This window comes from Proteiniclasticum ruminis (genome assembly GCF_900115135.1).
GTDB lineage: Bacteria > Bacillota > Clostridia > Clostridiales > Clostridiaceae > Proteiniclasticum > Proteiniclasticum ruminis_A.
In genome coordinates this window covers 804,175-822,200 of record NZ_FOVK01000001.1, presented here as the reverse complement: position 1 = coordinate 822,200, position 18,026 = coordinate 804,175, and the positions used below count along the sequence as shown (strand labels likewise).

The following is an 18,026-nucleotide window of genomic DNA, read 5'->3' as shown; positions in this document are numbered from 1 at the left end:
TGGAAAAGTAGGTGTAAGAGTTGATTTTAAAAGCATATGCGAAAATTAATCTGTCTTTGGATATTGTGGGGAAAAGGGATGATGGGTATCATCTCCTGGAGATGATCATGCAAACTGTGGAACTGCATGATGAGGTGATTCTTACGGAAAGAACGTCGGGGATTTCGCTTTCCTGTGATAAGGCTTATGTACCTGTGGATGAAAGAAATATTGCGTATAAAGCGGCAAAACTGATTATGGAGGCATCCGGGCTGACGTCAGGAATTCATATTCATATCAATAAGAACATTCCTGTAGCAGCTGGACTTGCTGGAGGAAGTACAGATGCTGCAGCTGTGCTTAAAGGCATGAATGCAATGTTTTCTTTGGGGCTCTCGCATGAAGAGCTCAAAGCATTAGGTTTGAAACTGGGCGCCGATGTCCCTTACTGCCTTGAGGGTGGCACTGCTTTATGTGAAGGGGTGGGGGAACGGATCACGAAACTCAAATCCTTCGGTGGTCATGTGGTTGTTTTGGTGAAACCTCCCTTTGGTGTATCAACAAAAGATGCTTATGGAGCATTTAACCTGGAGAAGATCAAAAGACATGTGGAAACGGAAAAACTGATGGATTCCCTTGCGAAAGATGATTTGAATGGTGTGCACTATTATTCGAGGAATCTTCTGGAGAATGTAGTCATACAGTCTTACCCTGTGATTAAGAGCATCAAGCAAAGAGTGGTGAAAACTGGGGCGAGAGTAACGCTGATGAGTGGCAGTGGTCCGACAGTTTATGGGATCTATGAAAATAAAGAGACCGCAGTTCGTGCTTTGGATGAGTTGAGAAAGAATGGAAATGAAGTGATTCTGACAGAGACGGTCTGAGTGCTTCTTGCGAGAGGCAATACAAAAGAGTAGGAAAGTGCTTTCCTACTCTTTTTAAATAAAACTATAAATCAATCCGTTTTGTGTCACGATGCAGCGACTTCTCTTCAATAAGCTCTTTGCATAATTCGAAAATGTGCTGCGCTGCATGGGGTTTTGCGTTATTTTTTGATTTTTCTTTCATAGAATGCAGGAAAATGTCATCTTCGAGCAGGTTCTCGATGAGAGGACCACAGTGCTCTCCGGTGCCAAGATCCACAGCTAGGCCGTGCCTGATAAGATAATCAGCATTCTGAACTTCGTGGCCTGGTATCGCAGAGTATATGGCCAGCGGTGTTCCTGTAATAAAACTTTCTGTGATGGTCAGACCTCCAGGTTTGGTGATAAGAACGTCTGTGATGCTGAGGATATCGTTCATCTCTTCGCAGTATTCGAGGGGGGTGAGGCAGTGGTCGCATCTGGCCTGAAGTTCGGACATTTTTTCATAAAGTTTTTCATTTTTCCCTGTGAGAACGATGATCTGATAGGGTTTCTTAATTTGGAGGATTTCGTTGAGGATTTCCTCAATATTTCCGATGCCTAAACTTCCGCCCATGATGGTAATAATCTTTTTGTCCTGGCTGAGGTTGTATTTTGACAGGATACTCTCTTTTTTGCTGATGTTTAAAAACTTTTCGGATATTGGGATTCCATAAGGGTATATCTGGTCTTTATTTCGGCCTCGTAATGTAAGCTCCTCAACCATATCCTCATTGGAGACAATATAAGCATCCACGTTTCTATGAACCCAGAAAGCGTGAGAGGCGTAATCTGTCATCACTACAAGGGATGGCTTGTGCCATTGAAACTTCTTTCTTAATATAGAAAGGATCTGTGCGGTGAATGCGTGGGTTGCAATCAGGATGTCTGGTTCAAAATCAACGATGGTAGGGTACAGCTTATTTGTGAGATAATCATTCCCTAAGGTGGATGATTTTGTAAAGCGGCCCTCTTCGTCTGAATGTTTATATAAGAACTTGAAAAAAGAGGGATAATACCGAATGCTCTTCAGGTAGGTTCCCACCACAAGTTTGTCCAAAAACGGGCTGATGTATTTTATTGTATCAATGATTTGAACCTCTGATTGGGGTTCGTTTTTCATAATGGATTCTTTGATTGCTTCTGCGGCTTTGGCGTGGCCTCCACCGGTGGAAACAGAAAGAATTAAAGCTCTCATGGTACACCTCATCCAATGGTATCTGATCTTCAGGGCAGTAATTGATTTGGATAGTTTATTTTACCACATCATCATTGATTTTGAATATTGACAACTTATGTGGTAACAATTCTATTTTAGTTTATAATATAAATATTAATGTCATGTTAAAAACAGGGTGTTGATTCTTAAAAAAACCTTATACTGTAGAAGTGGCTTGGGGGTGATATCGTGAAGAGAGTAAAGATTGAAGTTAAGAACAGCAGAGTCAATGAAGATCCCATAGAGGTGGTCTACTGGGGATACCGCGAAATGACTGAAGGTGTGGACAGGTTATCTTATGATGAAAGTGCGCTTACGGGTATGGAAGGGGTCCATACTCAGATTAAAGTGAGTGGTGAAGAAATCACACTGGTGCGAACTGGAAATATTCAGGCGACCATGGTGTTCAGAGAGAACCACAGAGACAGACTTGTGTACAAAATGGAAGTTGGTTCCATGTCCATGGTTTTGGATACAGAAAAAGTGAGTGTATGGAGAGAAGGAAGGCAGATGCGGATTTATATTCGGTATAAGCTTGAAATTGCAGGGGATTCTTTTGAGCAGAATGAAATGACGATTCATGTGATTGAAAAGATCGGTCAGGATCAAGTAAATCCTTCATAATAATGAAGGGCGTGTGGAAAGTGGGACTGTTTTAGAAAATAAAAAAATAAATACAAAAATAATGGTAGCATGGGAACGAAAACTATGCTATCATTATTTTTATATTTATTGCACAAAAAGACACAAAAAGCCTATGTTATCAATAAGGGGGTAATTCTTATTATACCAAAGGTGGAATTGTTGTCAACATCTTTGGAGGTATTTTTATGAAAAAGACTAAATTTATTTTTGTCACTGGCGGTGTGGTTTCATCTCTGGGGAAAGGAATCACTGCGGCATCCTTGGGACGTCTGCTGAAAAACAGAGGGTTGAAGGTTACGCTTCAGAAATTTGATCCATACCTGAATGTGGATCCTGGCACCATGAGCCCTTATCAGCATGGAGAAGTGTTTGTGACAGAAGATGGTGCTGAGACTGATTTAGATCTGGGTCATTATGAGCGGTTTATTGATGAGAATCTTTCCCAAAACAGCAATGTCACCACAGGTCGGATTTATCACAGTGTGATTTCTAAAGAGCGTCGAGGTGACTACCTTGGAGGAACGGTCCAAGTGATTCCTCATATCACATCGGAAATCAAAGAGAAGATCAAGGATGCTGCTTGTGATGATGTGGATGTTGTGATTACTGAGATTGGTGGAACTGTGGGAGATATCGAGTCCCTTCCATTTCTGGAAGCAATCAGACAGATGAAATATGACGCTGGTTCAAGCAATGTGCTCTTCATCCATGTGACTTTGGTGCCGTTTCTAGGTAAAGCTGGGGAACTGAAAACAAAGCCTACACAGCACAGTGTAAAGGAGCTCCGAAGCATCGGTATTCAGCCGGACCTTATTGTGTGCCGATCTGAGAAGAAGATATCCTCTGAACTCAAAAGAAAGATCGGTCTCTTCTGCAATGTGGAAGAAGAAGCGGTCATTGAGAATCTGGATGCGGATACATTGTATGAAGTTCCGCTTCTGCTCTATAAAGAAGGATTGGATGCCATTGTTTGTAAAAAGCTGAACCTTACCTGCGGGGAACCTGATAATACAGAATGGGAACATATGGTGGAAAAAATCAAGAAACCTAAAAAGCGTGTAACCATTGGATTAGTTGGGAAATATGTGGAGCTCCATGATGCCTATCTTTCTGTGGTGGAAGCTCTGTCCCATGGCGGACTAGTTCATGATGCAGAAGTGCGTGTGAAGTGGATCAGCGCCATGGAAGTCAGAAAAGACAGGGCGAAAGAGATCTTTGAAGATGTAGATGGTATACTCGTTCCTGGTGGCTTTGGAGAAAGAGGCGTTGAAGGAAAGATTGAAGCCATTTCTTATGCAAGAGAAAACAACATACCATTTTTTGGCATATGTCTTGGTATGCAAGCTGCCGTGGTGGAATTTGCGAGAAATGTCCTTGGATATGAAGGGGCTCACAGCACCGAGTTTGTTCCGGATGGCAAATACCCTGTGATAGATCTTATGGAAGAGCAGAAAAACATTCATGGACTAGGTGGAACCATGAGACTAGGTAAGTATGAAGCAAAGGTTGAGAGGTCTTCTAAAGCTTTTGAGGCATATGGAGAGGAAAATATTTCTGAAAGACATAGACACCGGTTTGAATTCAATAATTTCTTCATGGACGAGTTTGAAAAAGCGGGTATGAAATTCAGTGGAAGGAACCCTCAGAAGAATTTGGTGGAGATTGTTGAGATTCCAGAGTTAGACTGGTTTGTTGCGGTTCAATACCATCCTGAACTGAAGAGCAGGCCCAATCGCCCTCACCCACTGTTTGCTTCATTTGTTGAGCATGCACTTTACCATGACCGGTTACCTCAAAAATAACTGAAATCAAAACAGCATTCCGTATGGTTCCGTATGGATGCTGTTTTTTCGACGGCAAACATCTGGTATAATGAGATGTAACGTGAAATACACCCATCTTTTAAGTTGTGGGGATGTCTCCGCTACATTCGCTCAATATCTTTATGAATGATCTTATAAGTTCTGTGCTTATTCTAGTGAGTTTCCTGATTATTAATTCAGACTGATGAAACAGCTTCTATAAATGTCACATCTCTATCTTCGCATAGATTTCATAACAATTTGCACAATCATAGAAACAGAATAAAAAAGGAGGGCATGCCGATGACTGTTACTGAAACAGACAGGTTCCATGAGCTGAAACTGACAGAGCTTCGTGAGCTTGCTAAAGATGCTCAAATAAAGAGTTTTCAGAAGTACAGAAAGAATGAGCTGATTGCTTTACTGGAAGAGCATTATGCGCAAAAAAACGAGAAGAACCAAGAAAATAGACCGGAAGAGATAACAAGAGAGCAGCCTGTGAAGACACCAGCAGTAGAGGATCCTTCAGTAAATCCTGAAGATGATAATGATCAGGAAGAGGTTCCCCAAAAGAATGCAGCACCTAGGGAAGTCAACCGTTCAGAGGGCGGACGTAGAGTGAAATACAGCAATGAGTATGATGTCCGTGGTGTTATTGAAATCCTGGAAACAAATAATTTCGGCTTTTTAAGAGGGACGAATTATTTGTCCAGTACAGATGATGTGTATGTGTCACCGCCACAAATCCGGAGATTCGATTTAAGAACCGGCGATGAGGTCATAGGGTATGCCAGGTATCCAAGAGAAGGTGAAAAATTCGCGGGTCTTACATACATCGAGAAAATCAATGGAGAGAATCCTGAGAAATCCGTTGGCAGACCTTATTTTGAAAAACTGACTCCTATTTATCCCGAAGAGCGGATACATTTAGAATCACCTGGAGAGAATGATATATCCATGCGGATCATAGATCTCATGGCACCCATGGGCAAAGGTCAGCGTGGGCTTGTTGTTGCACCGCCAAAGGCAGGTAAAACAACGATACTGAAAAAAATCGCCCAAAATGTTGCTAAAAATCATCCTACCATTAAAATTATTGTTTTGCTTATAGATGAACGACCTGAAGAAGTGACGGACATGCAAAGAAGCATCGATGGGGAAGTGATTTATTCCACTTTTGATGAAGAACCGGAGCATCATACAAAAGTCGCGAGAATGGTTCTGGAACGTGCGAAAAGAATGGTGGAGCAGAAGCAGGATGTGGTAATCCTCATGGATTCCATCACAAGACTGGCCAGAGCATATAATTTGACCGTGACACCCTCAGGCAGAACACTATCGGGAGGATTGGACCCTGCATCACTTATCATGCCGAAGAAGTTTTTTGGAGCAGCCCGTAACATGGAGGAAGGTGGAAGCCTTACCATTCTTGCTACCGCATTGGTAGAAACTGGCTCCAGAATGGATGATATGATTTTCGAAGAATTTAAAGGCACAGGAAATATGGAAGTTCATCTGGATAGGAGGCTGCAGGAAAGAAGAGTATTCCCAGCCATAGATATCTATAAATCAGGTACAAGAAAAGAAAAGGCACTTCTTTCGCAGGATGAATACGAAATGTCCATGAATATCAGAAGACAAATGAACTCTATTTCTGCACAGGACAGAGTCACTGAAGATTTGATCAGGATGATGAGTCAGTCTGGAACTAATGAAGAGTTTATCGAAGCGCTTAAAATCAATCAGGTTTTCAGTAAATAAAAACAGCATCCGATGCACGGTTGTGTATCGGGTGCTGTTTTTTTGATCGGGAAAGATTCAAGCTCAGAAACTACAACAGAAACTCATCCTCTGCAAGTATAGTCACATGGGTGCCTTCAATTTTAATGAGCCCATCTTTTTCCATATTGGATAATTCTCTGGACACAGAAGGGCGGGCGACTTTTATGATCTCACTGATTTCGGTTTTTTTGTGTCTCATTTTAAAGTGGGAGCTTCCGGCATGCTCCATCTCCTTGGCAAGATAAATCATCAATCTGGAGCGGACATCATTGTGTGCCAGTATTTTAATTTTATTCTTTAATACAAAGATATGTGTTGAAAGGAATGTAAGGTAATTTAAATTGAATATTTTGCTGGATTCAAGCATATGTCGCATTTCTTTGAAGGGGATGAACAGAACCTTGCTCCTTGAGGTGGTTACCAAAGTAAAAGGATATTTTGCCTTCTTTGTAAATAGAAGTGGTGCACCAAAACATTCACCATGTCGGAAGATATTGATTGTAAGGGCATCACCGCTTCTCCCGTACTGCTGAATGGTAAGAGTTCCTTCAAGAACGAAACCTATGGTGTCACAATAGTCTCCTTCTTGAACAACCAGACTGTCCTTCTCATAGACTTCTTCTCTACAGCTTTCGAAGCTCAAAATTCTATTTAGTTCATCTTCATCTATATTGTTAAAAAGTGCGTTTTTCAGCAGACCTTGTATGGATTCTTTCATCTTGATACCTCTTTTCATACTTCTGGACCCTAATATTATAGCTTGAAATCAAAGGAAATGGAATAATCCAGAGTGAAACACTCGGAGGGGTTTTTTCTAAAAGCTGTTAATGTTATGCTCCATTATCTTTCGATTTTTTCTCTAAATGTGTAACAGGTGTTACAGTTTTTCTTCCGCTGTTCTATTATAATCGATGACGTAGAGATAAGAAGTCCATACTTGTTCCGAAAGGTCAGTATCATTCGGAGTCTATGGGCTTACATATAATATGCGAGAGCTAGGAGGAACTAAAATGTCAAATATGTTCTGTTATCAATGTCAGGAAGCATCCCGTGGTACAGGCTGCGAAATCATTGGTGTTTGTGGAAAAAGTCCTGAAGTGGCGAATCTTCAAGATCTTCTGATCTATACCCTGAAAGGAGTTTCACAGGTCGTTATGGCTGGAGGCTTAGAAGCTTCAACACTGACAAAAGTCAATCATGAAGTCATCAATTCACTTTTCATGACCATTACCAATGCGAACTTTGATGAGGATGCCATTGAAGCGCAAATCAGAAAGATGATTGCCTATCGGGATGAACTGAAGTCTTCATTGAATCTGGACGTAAAATCCGATGCGATGAACTTTGAGGTGACAAATCGTGCTTCCATGCTGAAAAAAGCGGCTTTGGTTGGTGTTCTTTCTACGAAAGATGAAGATGTCAGATCCCTTAGAGAACTGATTATCTATGGATTAAAAGGTATGGCAGCATATGCTCATCATGCACTGAATATTGGGAAAGAGAATCATGAAATTTATGGATTCGTCTATGAGGCTTTGGCGGCAACTCAGGACAACAGTCTAGGGGCAGATGACCTGGTTGCACTGACACTGAAAACCGGTGAACTGGGTGTACAGGCTATGGCTCTGCTTGATAATGCGAATACCTCTATGTTTGGGAATCCAGAAGTGACAGAGGTGAATATCGGTGTCCGTAACAGACCTGCAATTCTGATTTCAGGACATGATCTTACAGATCTGAAGCAGCTCCTGGAGCAGACAAGAGGAACTGGTGTAGATGTATATACTCACAGTGAAATGCTGCCAGCCCACTATTACCCTGAGTTCAAAAAATATGACAACTTTGTGGGGAATTATGGAAATGCATGGTGGAAACAGGTGGAAGAGTTCGAGTCCTTCAACGGACCAATTCTCTTCACAACCAACTGCATTGTTCCCCCAAGAAATGAGAGTCTGAGAAACCGTATCTTTACAACTGGTGCATCAGGATACCCAGGGTGTGTACATGTCGAAGCAGATGCGGATGGAGTGAAAGATTTCTCTGAGATTATAGAGCTGGCTAAGACCTTAGAAGCACCAACAGAAATTGAAACAGGTAAGATTATTGGTGGATTTGCCCATGCACAGGTAGTGGCGCTGGCAGACAAGGTAGTGGATGCAGTGAAGAGTGGGGCTATCCGTAAATTTGTTGTTATGGCAGGTTGCGACGGCAGAATGAACCAAAGAAATTACTATACTGAGTTCGCGGAAAAATTGCCACAGGATGCTGTGATTTTAACAGCTGGATGCGCAAAATACAGATACAATAAACTTCCTTTGGGGGATATCGGAGGAATTCCTAGAGTACTGGATGCTGGACAATGTAATGACTCCTATTCTCTAGTTGTCATTGCAATGAAGCTCAAGGAAATCTTTGGACTTGACAGCCTCAACGATCTTCCCATCGCCTACAACATCGCTTGGTATGAGCAGAAAGCGGTCATTGTACTGCTCGCCCTCTTATACCTCGGAGTCAAAAACATTCACCTTGGACCAACACTGCCTGCATTCCTTTCTCCAAACGTTGCTAACGTTCTGGTTGAAAAATTTGGAATCGCCACCATCGGAGAAGTGGATGAAGACATTGAGCTCTTCATGGCAAACTAATTTAGTGGTATAATTAAACACCTGAAGATTCATATCATGAGTCTTTCAGGTGTTTTCTAGTTGCTTCATCATGAGAACGGGTGATCGTTTGTTCGCTAAGGAGAAATTATTTTGAATATCATTACCGCAGAAAATATATCGAAAAATTATGGAATGAAAAAGCTATTTGATTCCGTCACACTGACACTGACGGATACAGATAAGATTGGGATCATCGGAGTCAATGGGACTGGCAAATCGACTCTTCTGAAAGTGCTTGCAGGTGTAGTATCACCAGATACCGGATTGGTGCAGCGAGTATCCAAGGCTTCTTTATCCTATCTTTCACAGGAACCACAAATCATAGAAGACTATACTGTGCTTCAGCAGGTATTCCATGGGGAAGCGCCAGTCCTGAAGATTCTTCAAGCCTATGAGGAAGGAATCCTTTCTTTGGAACAAGATCCACAAAATGAAGAACTTCAAAAGAAAATGCTGAAGCTTTCCAATGATATGGAGACCTCGAATGCATGGTCCCTTGAAGCGGAAGCAAAAATGATTCTGACAAAACTTGGTATCACAGATTTTCATAAAAAAATGAAAGAGCTTTCAGGCGGACAGAAGAAGCGGGTAGCCATGGCCACGGCGCTCATTACTCCCTCTGATATGCTGATCCTGGATGAACCGACGAACCATATAGACAACGCATCCGTTGCATGGCTCGAAGAGTATCTGAAAAATAGAAGGGGAGCGCTGCTTATGGTGACCCATGACCGTTATTTTTTGGAACGTGTGGCAAACAGGATCCTGGAAATAGATCGGGGCATGGTCTTCAGTTATCCCGTCAATTACTCCAAGTATCTGGAAATGAAATCAGAACGAGAAGACATTCTGGAAGCTTCAGAAAGAAAAAGACAGAAGCTGCTAGTGAAGGAACTGGCATGGATCAGGCGCGGTGCAAAAGCGCGTACCACAAAGCAGAAAGCCCGTATTGACCGGTTTGAAGAGCTCTCATCCAAGGAGCTCCTCTTAAAAGAGGAGGCTCTTGAGATCAAAGCGTTATCATCGAGACTCGGAAAGAAAATCATTTCCATCGAAGGAGTTTCAATGGCTTACGGAGATAAAACGCTTCTGAAGGACTTTTCTTATATGGTGGCTAGGGGTGACAGAATCGGGATAGTGGGAGAGAACGGCATCGGTAAGTCCACATTTCTTAAAATCCTTGCGGGGAAGATCACACCTGACGCAGGAGGTGTGGATGTAGGAGATACAGTGAAGATTGCATACCTCTCACAGGAGTATACCATTCCAGACGAGAAGATGAGAGCCATCGAGTATATTAAGGAAGCTGCTGAAGTTATCGAAACATCTGAGGGGACAGTGAGTGCCAGTGAAATGATGGAAACATTTCTTTTCACAGGGGAAGAGCAGTGGACACCGATTACGCTTCTTTCAGGCGGTGAAAAGAGAAGACTGATGCTTCTTCGGATGCTCATGGAAAAACCAAATGTGATCCTACTGGATGAGCCGACCAATGATCTGGATATCAAAACGCTGAGTGTTTTGGAAGATTACCTGGAGACTTTTCCTGGGGCAGTCATCACGGTGTCCCACGACCGCTACTTCCTGGATCGGGTGGCAGAGAAGATTTTTTCTTTTGATGGAGAAGGAGAAGTTTCAATCTACTTTGGAAATTACACGGAATTTGAAGAAAAAAGAAAGAGTGAATCAGAGCTTATGCCTGTCGAGGAAAAAAGTCCTCAGGAAGCTCAGAAAGAAAAGCCCAAAGAGAAGGTTAAAACAAAGTTCAGTTACAAAGAACAGAAAGAGTTTGATGAGATCGATGGAAAGATCGAATCGCTAGAAAAGGAGCTTGTTTCTGTGGAGGAGCGTATGAGTCTTCATGCAGCTGATTTTGAAAAACTTTCGCCTCTACTTGAAGAGAAAGCTAAGTTAGAGAATGCTCTTGAAGAGGCGATGGAGAGATGGACTTACCTGAATGAGCTGGCAGAAGAGCTTGGGTTACTCTAATAAAGCAAAAAAACAGGAAATCAGCAGTTCTGACTTCCTGTTTTTCATTAAATAAAAAAGGCCGATAAAATCGGGCCTTTCATAAATGAAGATTCTATTCTTCTGTGGATGTGATGTTGAACTTCTTCTTGAAACGATCTACTCTTCCGCCAACATCTACAATCTTCTGCTTACCTGTGAAGAATGGATGGCACTGAGAACATATTTCAACCTTAAGCTCATCCTTTACTGATCCAGTAACGAATGTGTTTCCACATGCACACTTAACAACAGCTTCATTGTTGTACTTTGGATGTATGCCTTCTTTCATTTATTTCACCTCAATTTCATCATTTTTTAACTATTCAATTCTAACACTTAGAATTCTCTGAGTCAACAATATTATGGATAATGGATACCTAAAATGATATAATGGATTGGGTATGAAGGAGTACAGGGGGAAGATGAATGAGTAAATTATATTTTCGCTATGGTGCAATGAATTCAGGGAAATCCACGAATCTCATGCAGGTGGCATATAATTATGAAGAAAGAGGGATGAAAGTAAAAATATTCAAACCTCAAGTGGATACAAAAGGAGGAAACAGACTGGTTTCCAGACTGGGTGTTGTCAGAGAAGCGGATTTCAGTGTGAAAATCCAGGATGATCTTTATGAAGTTACAGAAAAATGGATTCAGAATGAAGGAAAAATCCATTGTATCCTTGTGGATGAGGTGCAGTTTTTAAAAGCAGAGCAGATCGACCAGCTCCTGAAGGTGGCCATTGTGCTGAAAGTTCCTGTCATCTGCTATGGTCTGAGAACCGATTTTCTCATGAATGGTTTTGAAGGCAGCGCAAGGCTCCTTCTGTTGGCCCATAGCATCGAAGAGCTGAAAACCATCTGCACCTGTGGGAAAAAAGCGCTGCTAAATGGCAGAAAAATCAATGGGGAATTTATTTTTGAGGGTGCTCAAGTAGCCATAGATTTGGAAGGTGATGTGGAGTATCAGTCGCTTTGCGCAGACTGTTACTTTAAGTACCGAAAAAAAGCAGAGGAAAAGAAGAAGAATTTATAGAAAGATAAGGTGAAGGAATGAGAAATACAACAGTAGGCGGTCAGGCGGTGATCGAGGGCGTCATGATGCGCGGGCTAAAAGGAATAGCCACCGCAGTAAGAAATCCTGAAGGGGAGATTGTAGTGCACCATGATGACACAAAGCCCCTGTCCCAAAAGCACGCTTTTTTCAAATGGCCCCTCGTTCGAGGCGCTGTGGCTCTGGTGGACTCCATGAGAATTGGGATCAAGAGCCTGAACTGGTCCGCGTCAATATTTGGAGAGGAAGAGGAACCTACAAAATTTGAGGTTTTTCTGAAAGCCAAGTTCGGTGAAAAAGGAGAGAAGATCATAGAGACACTGACGCTCATTTTTAGCCTGGGGCTTAGCGTTCTGCTGTTTTTTGTGCTGCCAACGCTGATTACAGGACTTCTGAGAAGATATGATTTTCCTGCCATCGTGCTGAACATCACAGAAGCAGTGCTTCGACTCAGTATCTTTATTGGATACCTTTATGGCATCAGCAAGCTTAAGGACATCTACCGGGTATTCCAGTATCATGGTGCAGAGCATAAAGCCATCATCTGTTATGAAAATGAAATGGAACTGACGGTGGAGAATGTGCGAACCTGTACAAGGTACCATGAACGATGCGGCACCAACTTTATGTTTCTTGTGATGGCGGTGAGTATTGTGGTGTTCAGTTTTACTGGATGGACACATCCTGTCATAAGAGTTGTTACAAGAATACTGCTGCTGCCTCTCATATCGGGAATTACCTACGAAATCTTAAGGTGGCTTGGCAAAACCAAAGGGCCCCTTCAAACTGCTATTGCCTATCCAGGTATGATGCTCCAAAGACTGACCACAAAAGAACCTCTTGATGAAATGCTTGAGGTTTCCATAAGAGCGCTGAAAGAGGCGGAAGGGCTGATGGAAATTGAACAGCATTCGTGAAGCCTTGAGAAAAGGCGCCGCTAGAATCAGAGAAGCTTCTGGGACACCTGCTTTAGATGCGCGTGTGCTCCTTAAGCATGTCCTCAAAAAAGACGATACCTATCTTCTCGTTCATGGGGATGAAAGTCTTTCAAAGGAAGAGCAGGATCTTTATGAGCTCTTTTTGCAAAAACGGGAACAGGGGATGCCTGTAGCTTATATCACGGGCAGCAAGGAATTTATGGGGATGGTGTTCAGGGTGAATGAACACACTCTTATTCCAAGACCGGACACGGAAATTGCTGTGACAGAGGCTTTGGAAGCCATCAGAAGCCATGGATACAGAAAGGTTTTAGATCTTTGCTGTGGTTCGGGAGCCATCGGTCTTTCCATTGCTGCTTCTTTTGAATTTACAAATGTAACGCTTTCTGATATAAATAAAGAGGCCTTGGATGTGGCAAGGGAGAATGCTGTGCGTTTGGGACTTGAAGAAAGAGTCCGGATTGTGTGTTCTGATTTATTCTCCAGCATAGAAGATTCCTATGATCTCATTGTAAGCAATCCTCCTTATATCAGCGGTGAGGATATGAGAAAGCTGGAGAAGACTGTTCGCGACTATGAGCCGCATTTAGCCCTGTATGGTGGAGATAGCGGTCTGGATTTTTATAGATCGATCACACAACAGGCCTCAAGTTATCTTCGAGAAAACGGGATGCTGATTTTTGAAATCGGTTATGATCAGAGCAGTGAGGTGGAGAAGATGATGAAAGAATATGGATTTAAAAATGTTCATACGATAAAAGACTTTTCCGGACTTTCCAGAGTAGTATCTGGCCTGCTGATTCCGGAGACTTAGCTTTCCTGATGTTATTTTTAGGAGAAGTGCAAATAAAAAGGAGTAAAAATAATGTTAGACAGATTAAGTTTTGTAGAAGGTAAATATGAAGAGCTGACCATGAGAATCAGTGATCCCAATGTGATTGCTGATCATGAAAGATGGCAGAAACTGGTAAAGGAGCATTCCGATCTTGAGAGCATCGTCATGAAGTACCGTGAATTCAAGGGACTTCAGGAGGAGCTTGATGCCAATATGGAGATGCTTCAGGTGGAAGACGATCAGGACATGCGTGAAATGATCAATGAAGATGTGAGAAATATCAAAGTGAAACTGGAAGAGATTGAGTCTGAACTTCAGATTATGCTGCTGCCAAAGGATCCCAATGACGACAAAAATGTTTTCGTTGAAATCAGAGGTGGAGCAGGCGGGGATGAAGCGGCGCTGTTTGCCTATAATCTCTTCAGAATGTACTCCAGATATGCAGAAAGCAGAAGATGGAAAGTAGAGATTATGAGCCTTAATGAAACAGATATCGGTGGTTTCAAGGAAGTTGTATTCATGGTGAAAGGACAGGGTGTTTACTCACTGATGAAATACGAATCTGGCGTTCATAGAGTTCAGAGAGTGCCAGATACAGAAAGTTCAGGCAGAATACACACATCCACAGCAACGGTAGCGGTGCTTCCTGAAGTGGATGAAGTTGACGTGGAAATCAACATGAATGATATCCGTGTGGATGTGTACCGCTCCTCAGGTAACGGCGGACAGTCTGTAAATACCACTGACTCTGCTGTCAGAATCACGCACATGCCTTCCGGGCTAGTGGTGGCTGTTCAGGATGAAAAATCTCAGCTGAAGAACAAAGAAAAAGCCCTAAAGATACTTCGTTCCAGATTATATGAGATTGCAGAACAGGAGAGAAATAAAGGCATTGCTGATGAGAGAAAATCACAGGTAGGTACAGGAGACCGCTCTGAAAGAATCAGGACCTATAATTATCCGCAGGGTAGAGTAACAGATCACAGAATCAATCTGACGCTCTATAAACTGGATGCTTTTCTTGACGGAGATTTGGATGAAATGCTTGATTCCCTGATTCGGTTCGACCAGGCTGAAAAACTCAAAGCCATGGGTAATAGAAATAGCTAATGAGGGGGGACAGTAGTACTGTCCCCATTTTTAGGAGTAAAAATGGATACAAAGAAGGTAAATTTAAAAAAAGGACTGGAAGAGGATGTGTTTCGGACTGCAGGTGAAGTTCTTCAAAGTGGCGGCACTGTGGCATTCCCGACTGAAACTGTATATGGTCTGGGAGCTGACGCACTGAATCCTTCCGCCGTGAAAAAAATATTTGAAGCAAAGGGAAGACCTCAGGACAATCCTCTTATTATTCATGTGGCGGATTGGGAGATTTCTCCATACGCAAAGGAAATTCCGCCAAAGGCTCAAGAGATGATGAAGGCGTTCTGGCCTGGTCCATTAACCATCATTCTCAAGAAAACGGAGATTGTGCCTTTGGAGACCAGTGCAGGACTGGACAGTGTTGGCATCAGGATGCCCTCCAATGAAGTTGCCAGAGCTCTTATTAGAGCCCTCGGACATCCCATTGCAGCGCCTTCTGCCAATATCTCAGGTCGTCCCAGTCCTACAAATTATGAGAGATGTGTGGAAGATCTTGATGGTAAAGTGGATATGATCATAGGAGATGGAAGTTCTATTGTTGGACTGGAGTCCACCATCGTAGATTACAGTGTCTCTCCACCAAGACTTCTTAGACCAGGGTACATTACGTATGAGGATCTTCTTGGAATTGATGAAGAAGTCGTCTATGAGGAAGCGAAAACCAGAGTGGAAGAAGAGGAGGCCCCCAAAGCACCGGGGATGAAATACCGGCATTATGCCCCCAAAGCACCGATGACAATTTTCCGTGGTGAAACACAAAAGGTGGAGAATGAAATTCTCAGGCAGATTGATGAAATGATAAAAAATGGGAAAACCGTGGGAGTTTTTGCTCCCATAGAGAGAAAGTCAGTGTATAATGGAAAAAACATTACTTTTGTATCCATGGGTACCCAAAGTGACCTGGGAGAAGTGGCGAGGAATCTCTTTGAAGGACTTCGAAGATTCGACGATGCACAGGTGGATGTGATATTATCGGAAGGGTTTCAGGAAGTTGGGGTGTCCAGAGCCATTATGAACCGGCTGAAGAAGGCTGCATCATTCCATATAATTGAGGTGTAAGAAATGAATGTACTGTTTGTCTGCACAGGAAACACGTGCAGAAGTCCCATGGCAGAAGTCATCTTTAATGAAACGTATAAAAGAGCCAAAGCTGTATCCCGGGGGCTTTTTGTTCACAGGGGCAGTACGCTGTCTTATGAGGCAAAGAATGTACTTGAAAGAGAGTACGGCTTCGTCGTAGAACGCGATGCGGAAGAGCTGAGAGATTTTGATATATCTGAAGCGGATTACATCGTGACGATGACAGAAGCTCAGAAGAGAGAGATTAAACGGCGTTATGGCGGGGATCGAGTCTTTACACTAAAAGAGCTTGCTGGAGAGTCTGGAGACGTCATTGATCCCTATGGGATGAGTGAGCGGCATTATGTGGAAACATTTAGTGAAATCCGTAGGCTGATACAGAATATTCCGGATTTTGAAAAATACAGGAGGTAAGAAGATGAAAATTGCGTTAGGATCAGACCATGGTGGATTCGGACTAAAGAATCTGATTAAGGAACATTTGGAAAATAAAGGGATTGAGGTGACAGATTTTGGGACTTATTCCAGGGAATCCTGTGATTACCCTGACATCTCCCAGAAAGTTGGACACGCTGTGGTGGACAAAAGTCACGAGTATGGTATTCTTATCTGTGGTACTGGTATAGGAATCGGTATTGCAGCGAATAAAATCAAAGGGGTTCGCGCTGCTCTGGTTCATGACACATTCAGTGCCCATGCGACAAGAGAGCACAATAATGCAAATATCCTGACCATGGGAGAACGCGTTATTGGACCGGGCCTTGCACTGGATATTGTTGATATCTTCCTGGGTACCGAGTTTGAAGGAGGAAGACATCAGCAGAGAATCGACAAAATTTCTAAGCTGGAAGAACAATACACCATATCTGAGGAGGAAAACATTTAATGAGTAAAGTAACAGAAATCAATCATCCTTTAATCCTGCACAAACTGGCAATCATCCGCGACAAAAATACCGGATCCAAAGAGTTCCGTGAAGTGGTGGAAGAAATCTCAACTCTCATGGCTTATGAGGTAACCAGGGATTTGCCGATGGAAGATGTGGATATTGAAACACCGGTAGCCATTGCTCACTGCAAAACCATCACGGGCAAGAAGCTTGCCATTGTTCCAATTTTAAGAGCTGGTATCGGTATGGTGGATGGTATGCTGAAACTTGTGCCTGCTGCAAAAGTTGGGCATATTGGTCTATACCGTGATGAGAGCACTCTTCAGCCTGTTGAATACTTCTGCAAGCTGCCTAAGGACATCGAAGAACGTGATGTGATTGTGGTGGATCCAATGCTGGCAACAGGGGGATCTGCAGTGGATGCAATTCATATGTTGAAGAAACGTGGAGCCAAGAGCATCAAGTTCGTAGGTCTTGTGGCTGCGCCAGAAGGAATCAAAGTTCTTTCAGAGAAGCATCCTGATGTGGATATTTTCATTGCTTCCATTGATGAGAAGCTCAATGAGAACGGCTATATCGTTCCTGGTTTAGGTGATGCTGGAGACAGACTTTTCGGCACAAAATAATGTGGATACTCTCTGAGATTTCAGAGAGTATTTTTTTCTTCAAACCAATTGAGCAACATAGGTTATGGTGCTTGAAAACCTTGAAAATGGCTCTGCAGTAGAAATTTTTTGATTTTATTTTTCAAAAAACCCTTGAAATATCCTCTTCCAGGCTATATACTAATCTTTGTCAGTTCAGTTACTGGCAGCTGAAAGGAATAGGTTAGGGAGGAGTACCCAAGTGGCCAAAGGGGGCAGACTGTAAATCTGTTGCAAGTTGCTTCAGTGGTTCGAATCCACTCTCCTCCACCACTATCCTTTTTGATGCGATAATTTTATTGACAAAACCGTATGACTGTTGTAGTATAAAAAGGCAGTTGTACACAATAGGGAGGAGTACCCAAGTGGCCAAAGGGGGCAGACTGTAAATCTGTTGCAAGTTGCTTCAGTGGTTCGAATCCACTCTCCTCCACCACAA

Annotated in this window: 17 protein-coding genes and 2 tRNA genes; 16 read left to right on the top strand and 3 right to left on the bottom strand. The window is 42.6% G+C overall.

The window, feature by feature from the left end; all coding sequences use genetic code 11:
- Positions 1-20 precede the first annotated feature (20 nt).
- Entirely contained in the window at positions 21-863 is an 843-nt protein-coding gene (ispE, locus tag BM243_RS03855; RefSeq protein ID WP_074910551.1) for a 4-(cytidine 5'-diphospho)-2-C-methyl-D-erythritol kinase, read from the top strand.
- Between the two features lie 64 nt (positions 864-927).
- On the opposite strand, the gene BM243_RS03850 is transcribed toward ispE, so the two are convergent.
- Positions 928-2,079 (bottom strand): MGDG synthase family glycosyltransferase, encoded by a 1,152-nt coding sequence (locus tag BM243_RS03850; RefSeq protein ID WP_074910549.1) that lies wholly within the window; start codon positions 2,077-2,079, stop codon positions 928-930.
- Between the two features lie 210 nt (positions 2,080-2,289).
- Between BM243_RS03850 and BM243_RS03845 the strand changes: the two genes are divergently transcribed.
- The 3 genes from BM243_RS03845 to rho all read left to right on the top strand — a co-directional run bounded on the left by BM243_RS03845 (position 2,290) and on the right by rho (position 6,308).
- Complete coding sequence (locus BM243_RS03845; RefSeq protein ID WP_074910547.1) at positions 2,290-2,724, top strand: YwiB family protein; 435 nt, start codon at positions 2,290-2,292, stop codon at positions 2,722-2,724.
- Between the two features lie 206 nt (positions 2,725-2,930).
- The gene (locus tag BM243_RS03840) at positions 2,931-4,547 is read left to right on the top strand and encodes a CTP synthase (protein ID WP_074910544.1); all 1,617 of its coding nucleotides are present in this window, start codon (positions 2,931-2,933) and stop codon (positions 4,545-4,547) included.
- 303 nt (positions 4,548-4,850) lie between these two features.
- Positions 4,851-6,308 carry a transcription termination factor Rho gene (gene rho, locus BM243_RS03835; protein WP_074910541.1) on the top strand — a complete coding sequence of 486 codons (1,458 nt, stop codon included), beginning with the start codon at positions 4,851-4,853 and terminating at the stop codon, positions 6,306-6,308.
- A gap of 70 nt (positions 6,309-6,378) precedes the next feature.
- Here the strand turns inward: rho and BM243_RS03830 are convergent, their stop codons facing one another.
- Positions 6,379-7,047: a Crp/Fnr family transcriptional regulator gene (locus BM243_RS03830; RefSeq protein ID WP_074910539.1), complete on the bottom strand. Its 669-nt coding sequence runs from the start codon at positions 7,045-7,047 to the stop codon at positions 6,379-6,381.
- 292 nt (positions 7,048-7,339) lie between these two features.
- On the opposite strand from BM243_RS03830, the gene hcp reads away from it, so the two are divergent.
- Positions 7,340-8,974, top strand: a complete 1,635-nt coding sequence (gene hcp, locus BM243_RS03825; protein ID WP_074910537.1) for a hydroxylamine reductase — start codon at positions 7,340-7,342, stop codon at positions 8,972-8,974.
- A 111-nt stretch (positions 8,975-9,085) separates the two neighbouring features.
- On the top strand, positions 9,086-10,984 hold the full coding sequence (locus BM243_RS03820; RefSeq protein WP_074910534.1) for an ABC-F family ATP-binding cassette domain-containing protein: 1,899 nt from the start codon (positions 9,086-9,088) through the stop codon (positions 10,982-10,984).
- A 94-nt stretch (positions 10,985-11,078) separates the two neighbouring features.
- Here the strand turns inward: BM243_RS03820 and rpmE are convergent, their stop codons facing one another.
- The gene (gene rpmE / locus BM243_RS03815; RefSeq protein WP_031573325.1) at positions 11,079-11,294 is read right to left on the bottom strand and encodes a 50S ribosomal protein L31; all 216 of its coding nucleotides are present in this window, start codon (positions 11,292-11,294) and stop codon (positions 11,079-11,081) included.
- A gap of 137 nt (positions 11,295-11,431) precedes the next feature.
- On the opposite strand from rpmE, the gene BM243_RS03810 reads away from it, so the two are divergent.
- The 10 genes from BM243_RS03810 to BM243_RS03765 all read left to right on the top strand — a co-directional run bounded on the left by BM243_RS03810 (position 11,432) and on the right by BM243_RS03765 (position 18,023).
- Entirely contained in the window at positions 11,432-12,040 is a 609-nt protein-coding gene (locus BM243_RS03810; RefSeq protein ID WP_074910531.1) for a thymidine kinase, read from the top strand.
- A 17-nt stretch (positions 12,041-12,057) separates the two neighbouring features.
- Complete coding sequence (locus BM243_RS03805) at positions 12,058-12,975, top strand: DUF1385 domain-containing protein (protein ID WP_074910529.1); 918 nt, start codon at positions 12,058-12,060, stop codon at positions 12,973-12,975.
- The gene (gene prmC, locus BM243_RS03800; RefSeq protein WP_074910524.1) at positions 12,959-13,810 is read left to right on the top strand and encodes a peptide chain release factor N(5)-glutamine methyltransferase; all 852 of its coding nucleotides are present in this window, start codon (positions 12,959-12,961) and stop codon (positions 13,808-13,810) included. The genes BM243_RS03805 and prmC overlap by 17 nt, the downstream gene beginning before the upstream one ends.
- A gap of 48 nt (positions 13,811-13,858) precedes the next feature.
- The gene (gene prfA, locus BM243_RS03795; protein WP_074910522.1) at positions 13,859-14,941 is read left to right on the top strand and encodes a peptide chain release factor 1; all 1,083 of its coding nucleotides are present in this window, start codon (positions 13,859-13,861) and stop codon (positions 14,939-14,941) included.
- A 42-nt stretch (positions 14,942-14,983) separates the two neighbouring features.
- Positions 14,984-16,033, top strand: coding sequence for an L-threonylcarbamoyladenylate synthase (locus BM243_RS03790; RefSeq protein WP_074910518.1), 1,050 nt, complete (start codon positions 14,984-14,986; stop codon positions 16,031-16,033).
- A gap of 3 nt (positions 16,034-16,036) precedes the next feature.
- Positions 16,037-16,468, top strand: a complete 432-nt coding sequence (locus BM243_RS03785) for an arsenate reductase/protein-tyrosine-phosphatase family protein (protein ID WP_074910515.1) — start codon at positions 16,037-16,039, stop codon at positions 16,466-16,468.
- Between the two features lie 4 nt (positions 16,469-16,472).
- Positions 16,473-16,940 (top strand): ribose 5-phosphate isomerase B, encoded by a 468-nt coding sequence (gene rpiB / locus BM243_RS03780; RefSeq protein ID WP_074910512.1) that lies wholly within the window; start codon positions 16,473-16,475, stop codon positions 16,938-16,940.
- The gene (gene upp, locus BM243_RS03775) at positions 16,940-17,569 is read left to right on the top strand and encodes a uracil phosphoribosyltransferase (RefSeq protein WP_074910509.1); all 630 of its coding nucleotides are present in this window, start codon (positions 16,940-16,942) and stop codon (positions 17,567-17,569) included. The genes rpiB and upp overlap by 1 nt, the downstream gene beginning before the upstream one ends.
- A gap of 206 nt (positions 17,570-17,775) precedes the next feature.
- Positions 17,776-17,860: transfer RNA gene (locus tag BM243_RS03770), tRNA-Tyr, on the top strand.
- Between the two features lie 78 nt (positions 17,861-17,938).
- Positions 17,939-18,023: transfer RNA gene (locus BM243_RS03765), tRNA-Tyr, on the top strand.
- Positions 18,024-18,026: the final 3 nt, after the last annotated feature.

Coding starts and splice junctions, on each gene's coding strand:
- hcp (WP_074910537.1), top strand. CDS start 7,340: ATGTCAAATATGTTCTGTTATCAATGTCAGGAAGCATCCCGTGGTACA.
- BM243_RS03850 (WP_074910549.1), bottom strand. CDS start 2,079: ATGAGAGCTTTAATTCTTTCTGTTTCCACCGGTGGAGGCCACGCCAAA.
- BM243_RS03830 (WP_074910539.1), bottom strand. CDS start 7,047: ATGAAAGAATCCATACAAGGTCTGCTGAAAAACGCACTTTTTAACAAT.
- BM243_RS03840 (WP_074910544.1), top strand. CDS start 2,931: ATGAAAAAGACTAAATTTATTTTTGTCACTGGCGGTGTGGTTTCATCT.
- BM243_RS03810 (WP_074910531.1), top strand. CDS start 11,432: ATGAGTAAATTATATTTTCGCTATGGTGCAATGAATTCAGGGAAATCC.
- BM243_RS03790 (WP_074910518.1), top strand. CDS start 14,984: ATGGATACAAAGAAGGTAAATTTAAAAAAAGGACTGGAAGAGGATGTG.
- rpmE (WP_031573325.1), bottom strand. CDS start 11,294: ATGAAAGAAGGCATACATCCAAAGTACAACAATGAAGCTGTTGTTAAG.
- BM243_RS03785 (WP_074910515.1), top strand. CDS start 16,037: ATGAATGTACTGTTTGTCTGCACAGGAAACACGTGCAGAAGTCCCATG.
- upp (WP_074910509.1), top strand. CDS start 16,940: ATGAGTAAAGTAACAGAAATCAATCATCCTTTAATCCTGCACAAACTG.
- rho (WP_074910541.1), top strand. CDS start 4,851: ATGACTGTTACTGAAACAGACAGGTTCCATGAGCTGAAACTGACAGAG.
- rpiB (WP_074910512.1), top strand. CDS start 16,473: ATGAAAATTGCGTTAGGATCAGACCATGGTGGATTCGGACTAAAGAAT.
- BM243_RS03805 (WP_074910529.1), top strand. CDS start 12,058: ATGAGAAATACAACAGTAGGCGGTCAGGCGGTGATCGAGGGCGTCATG.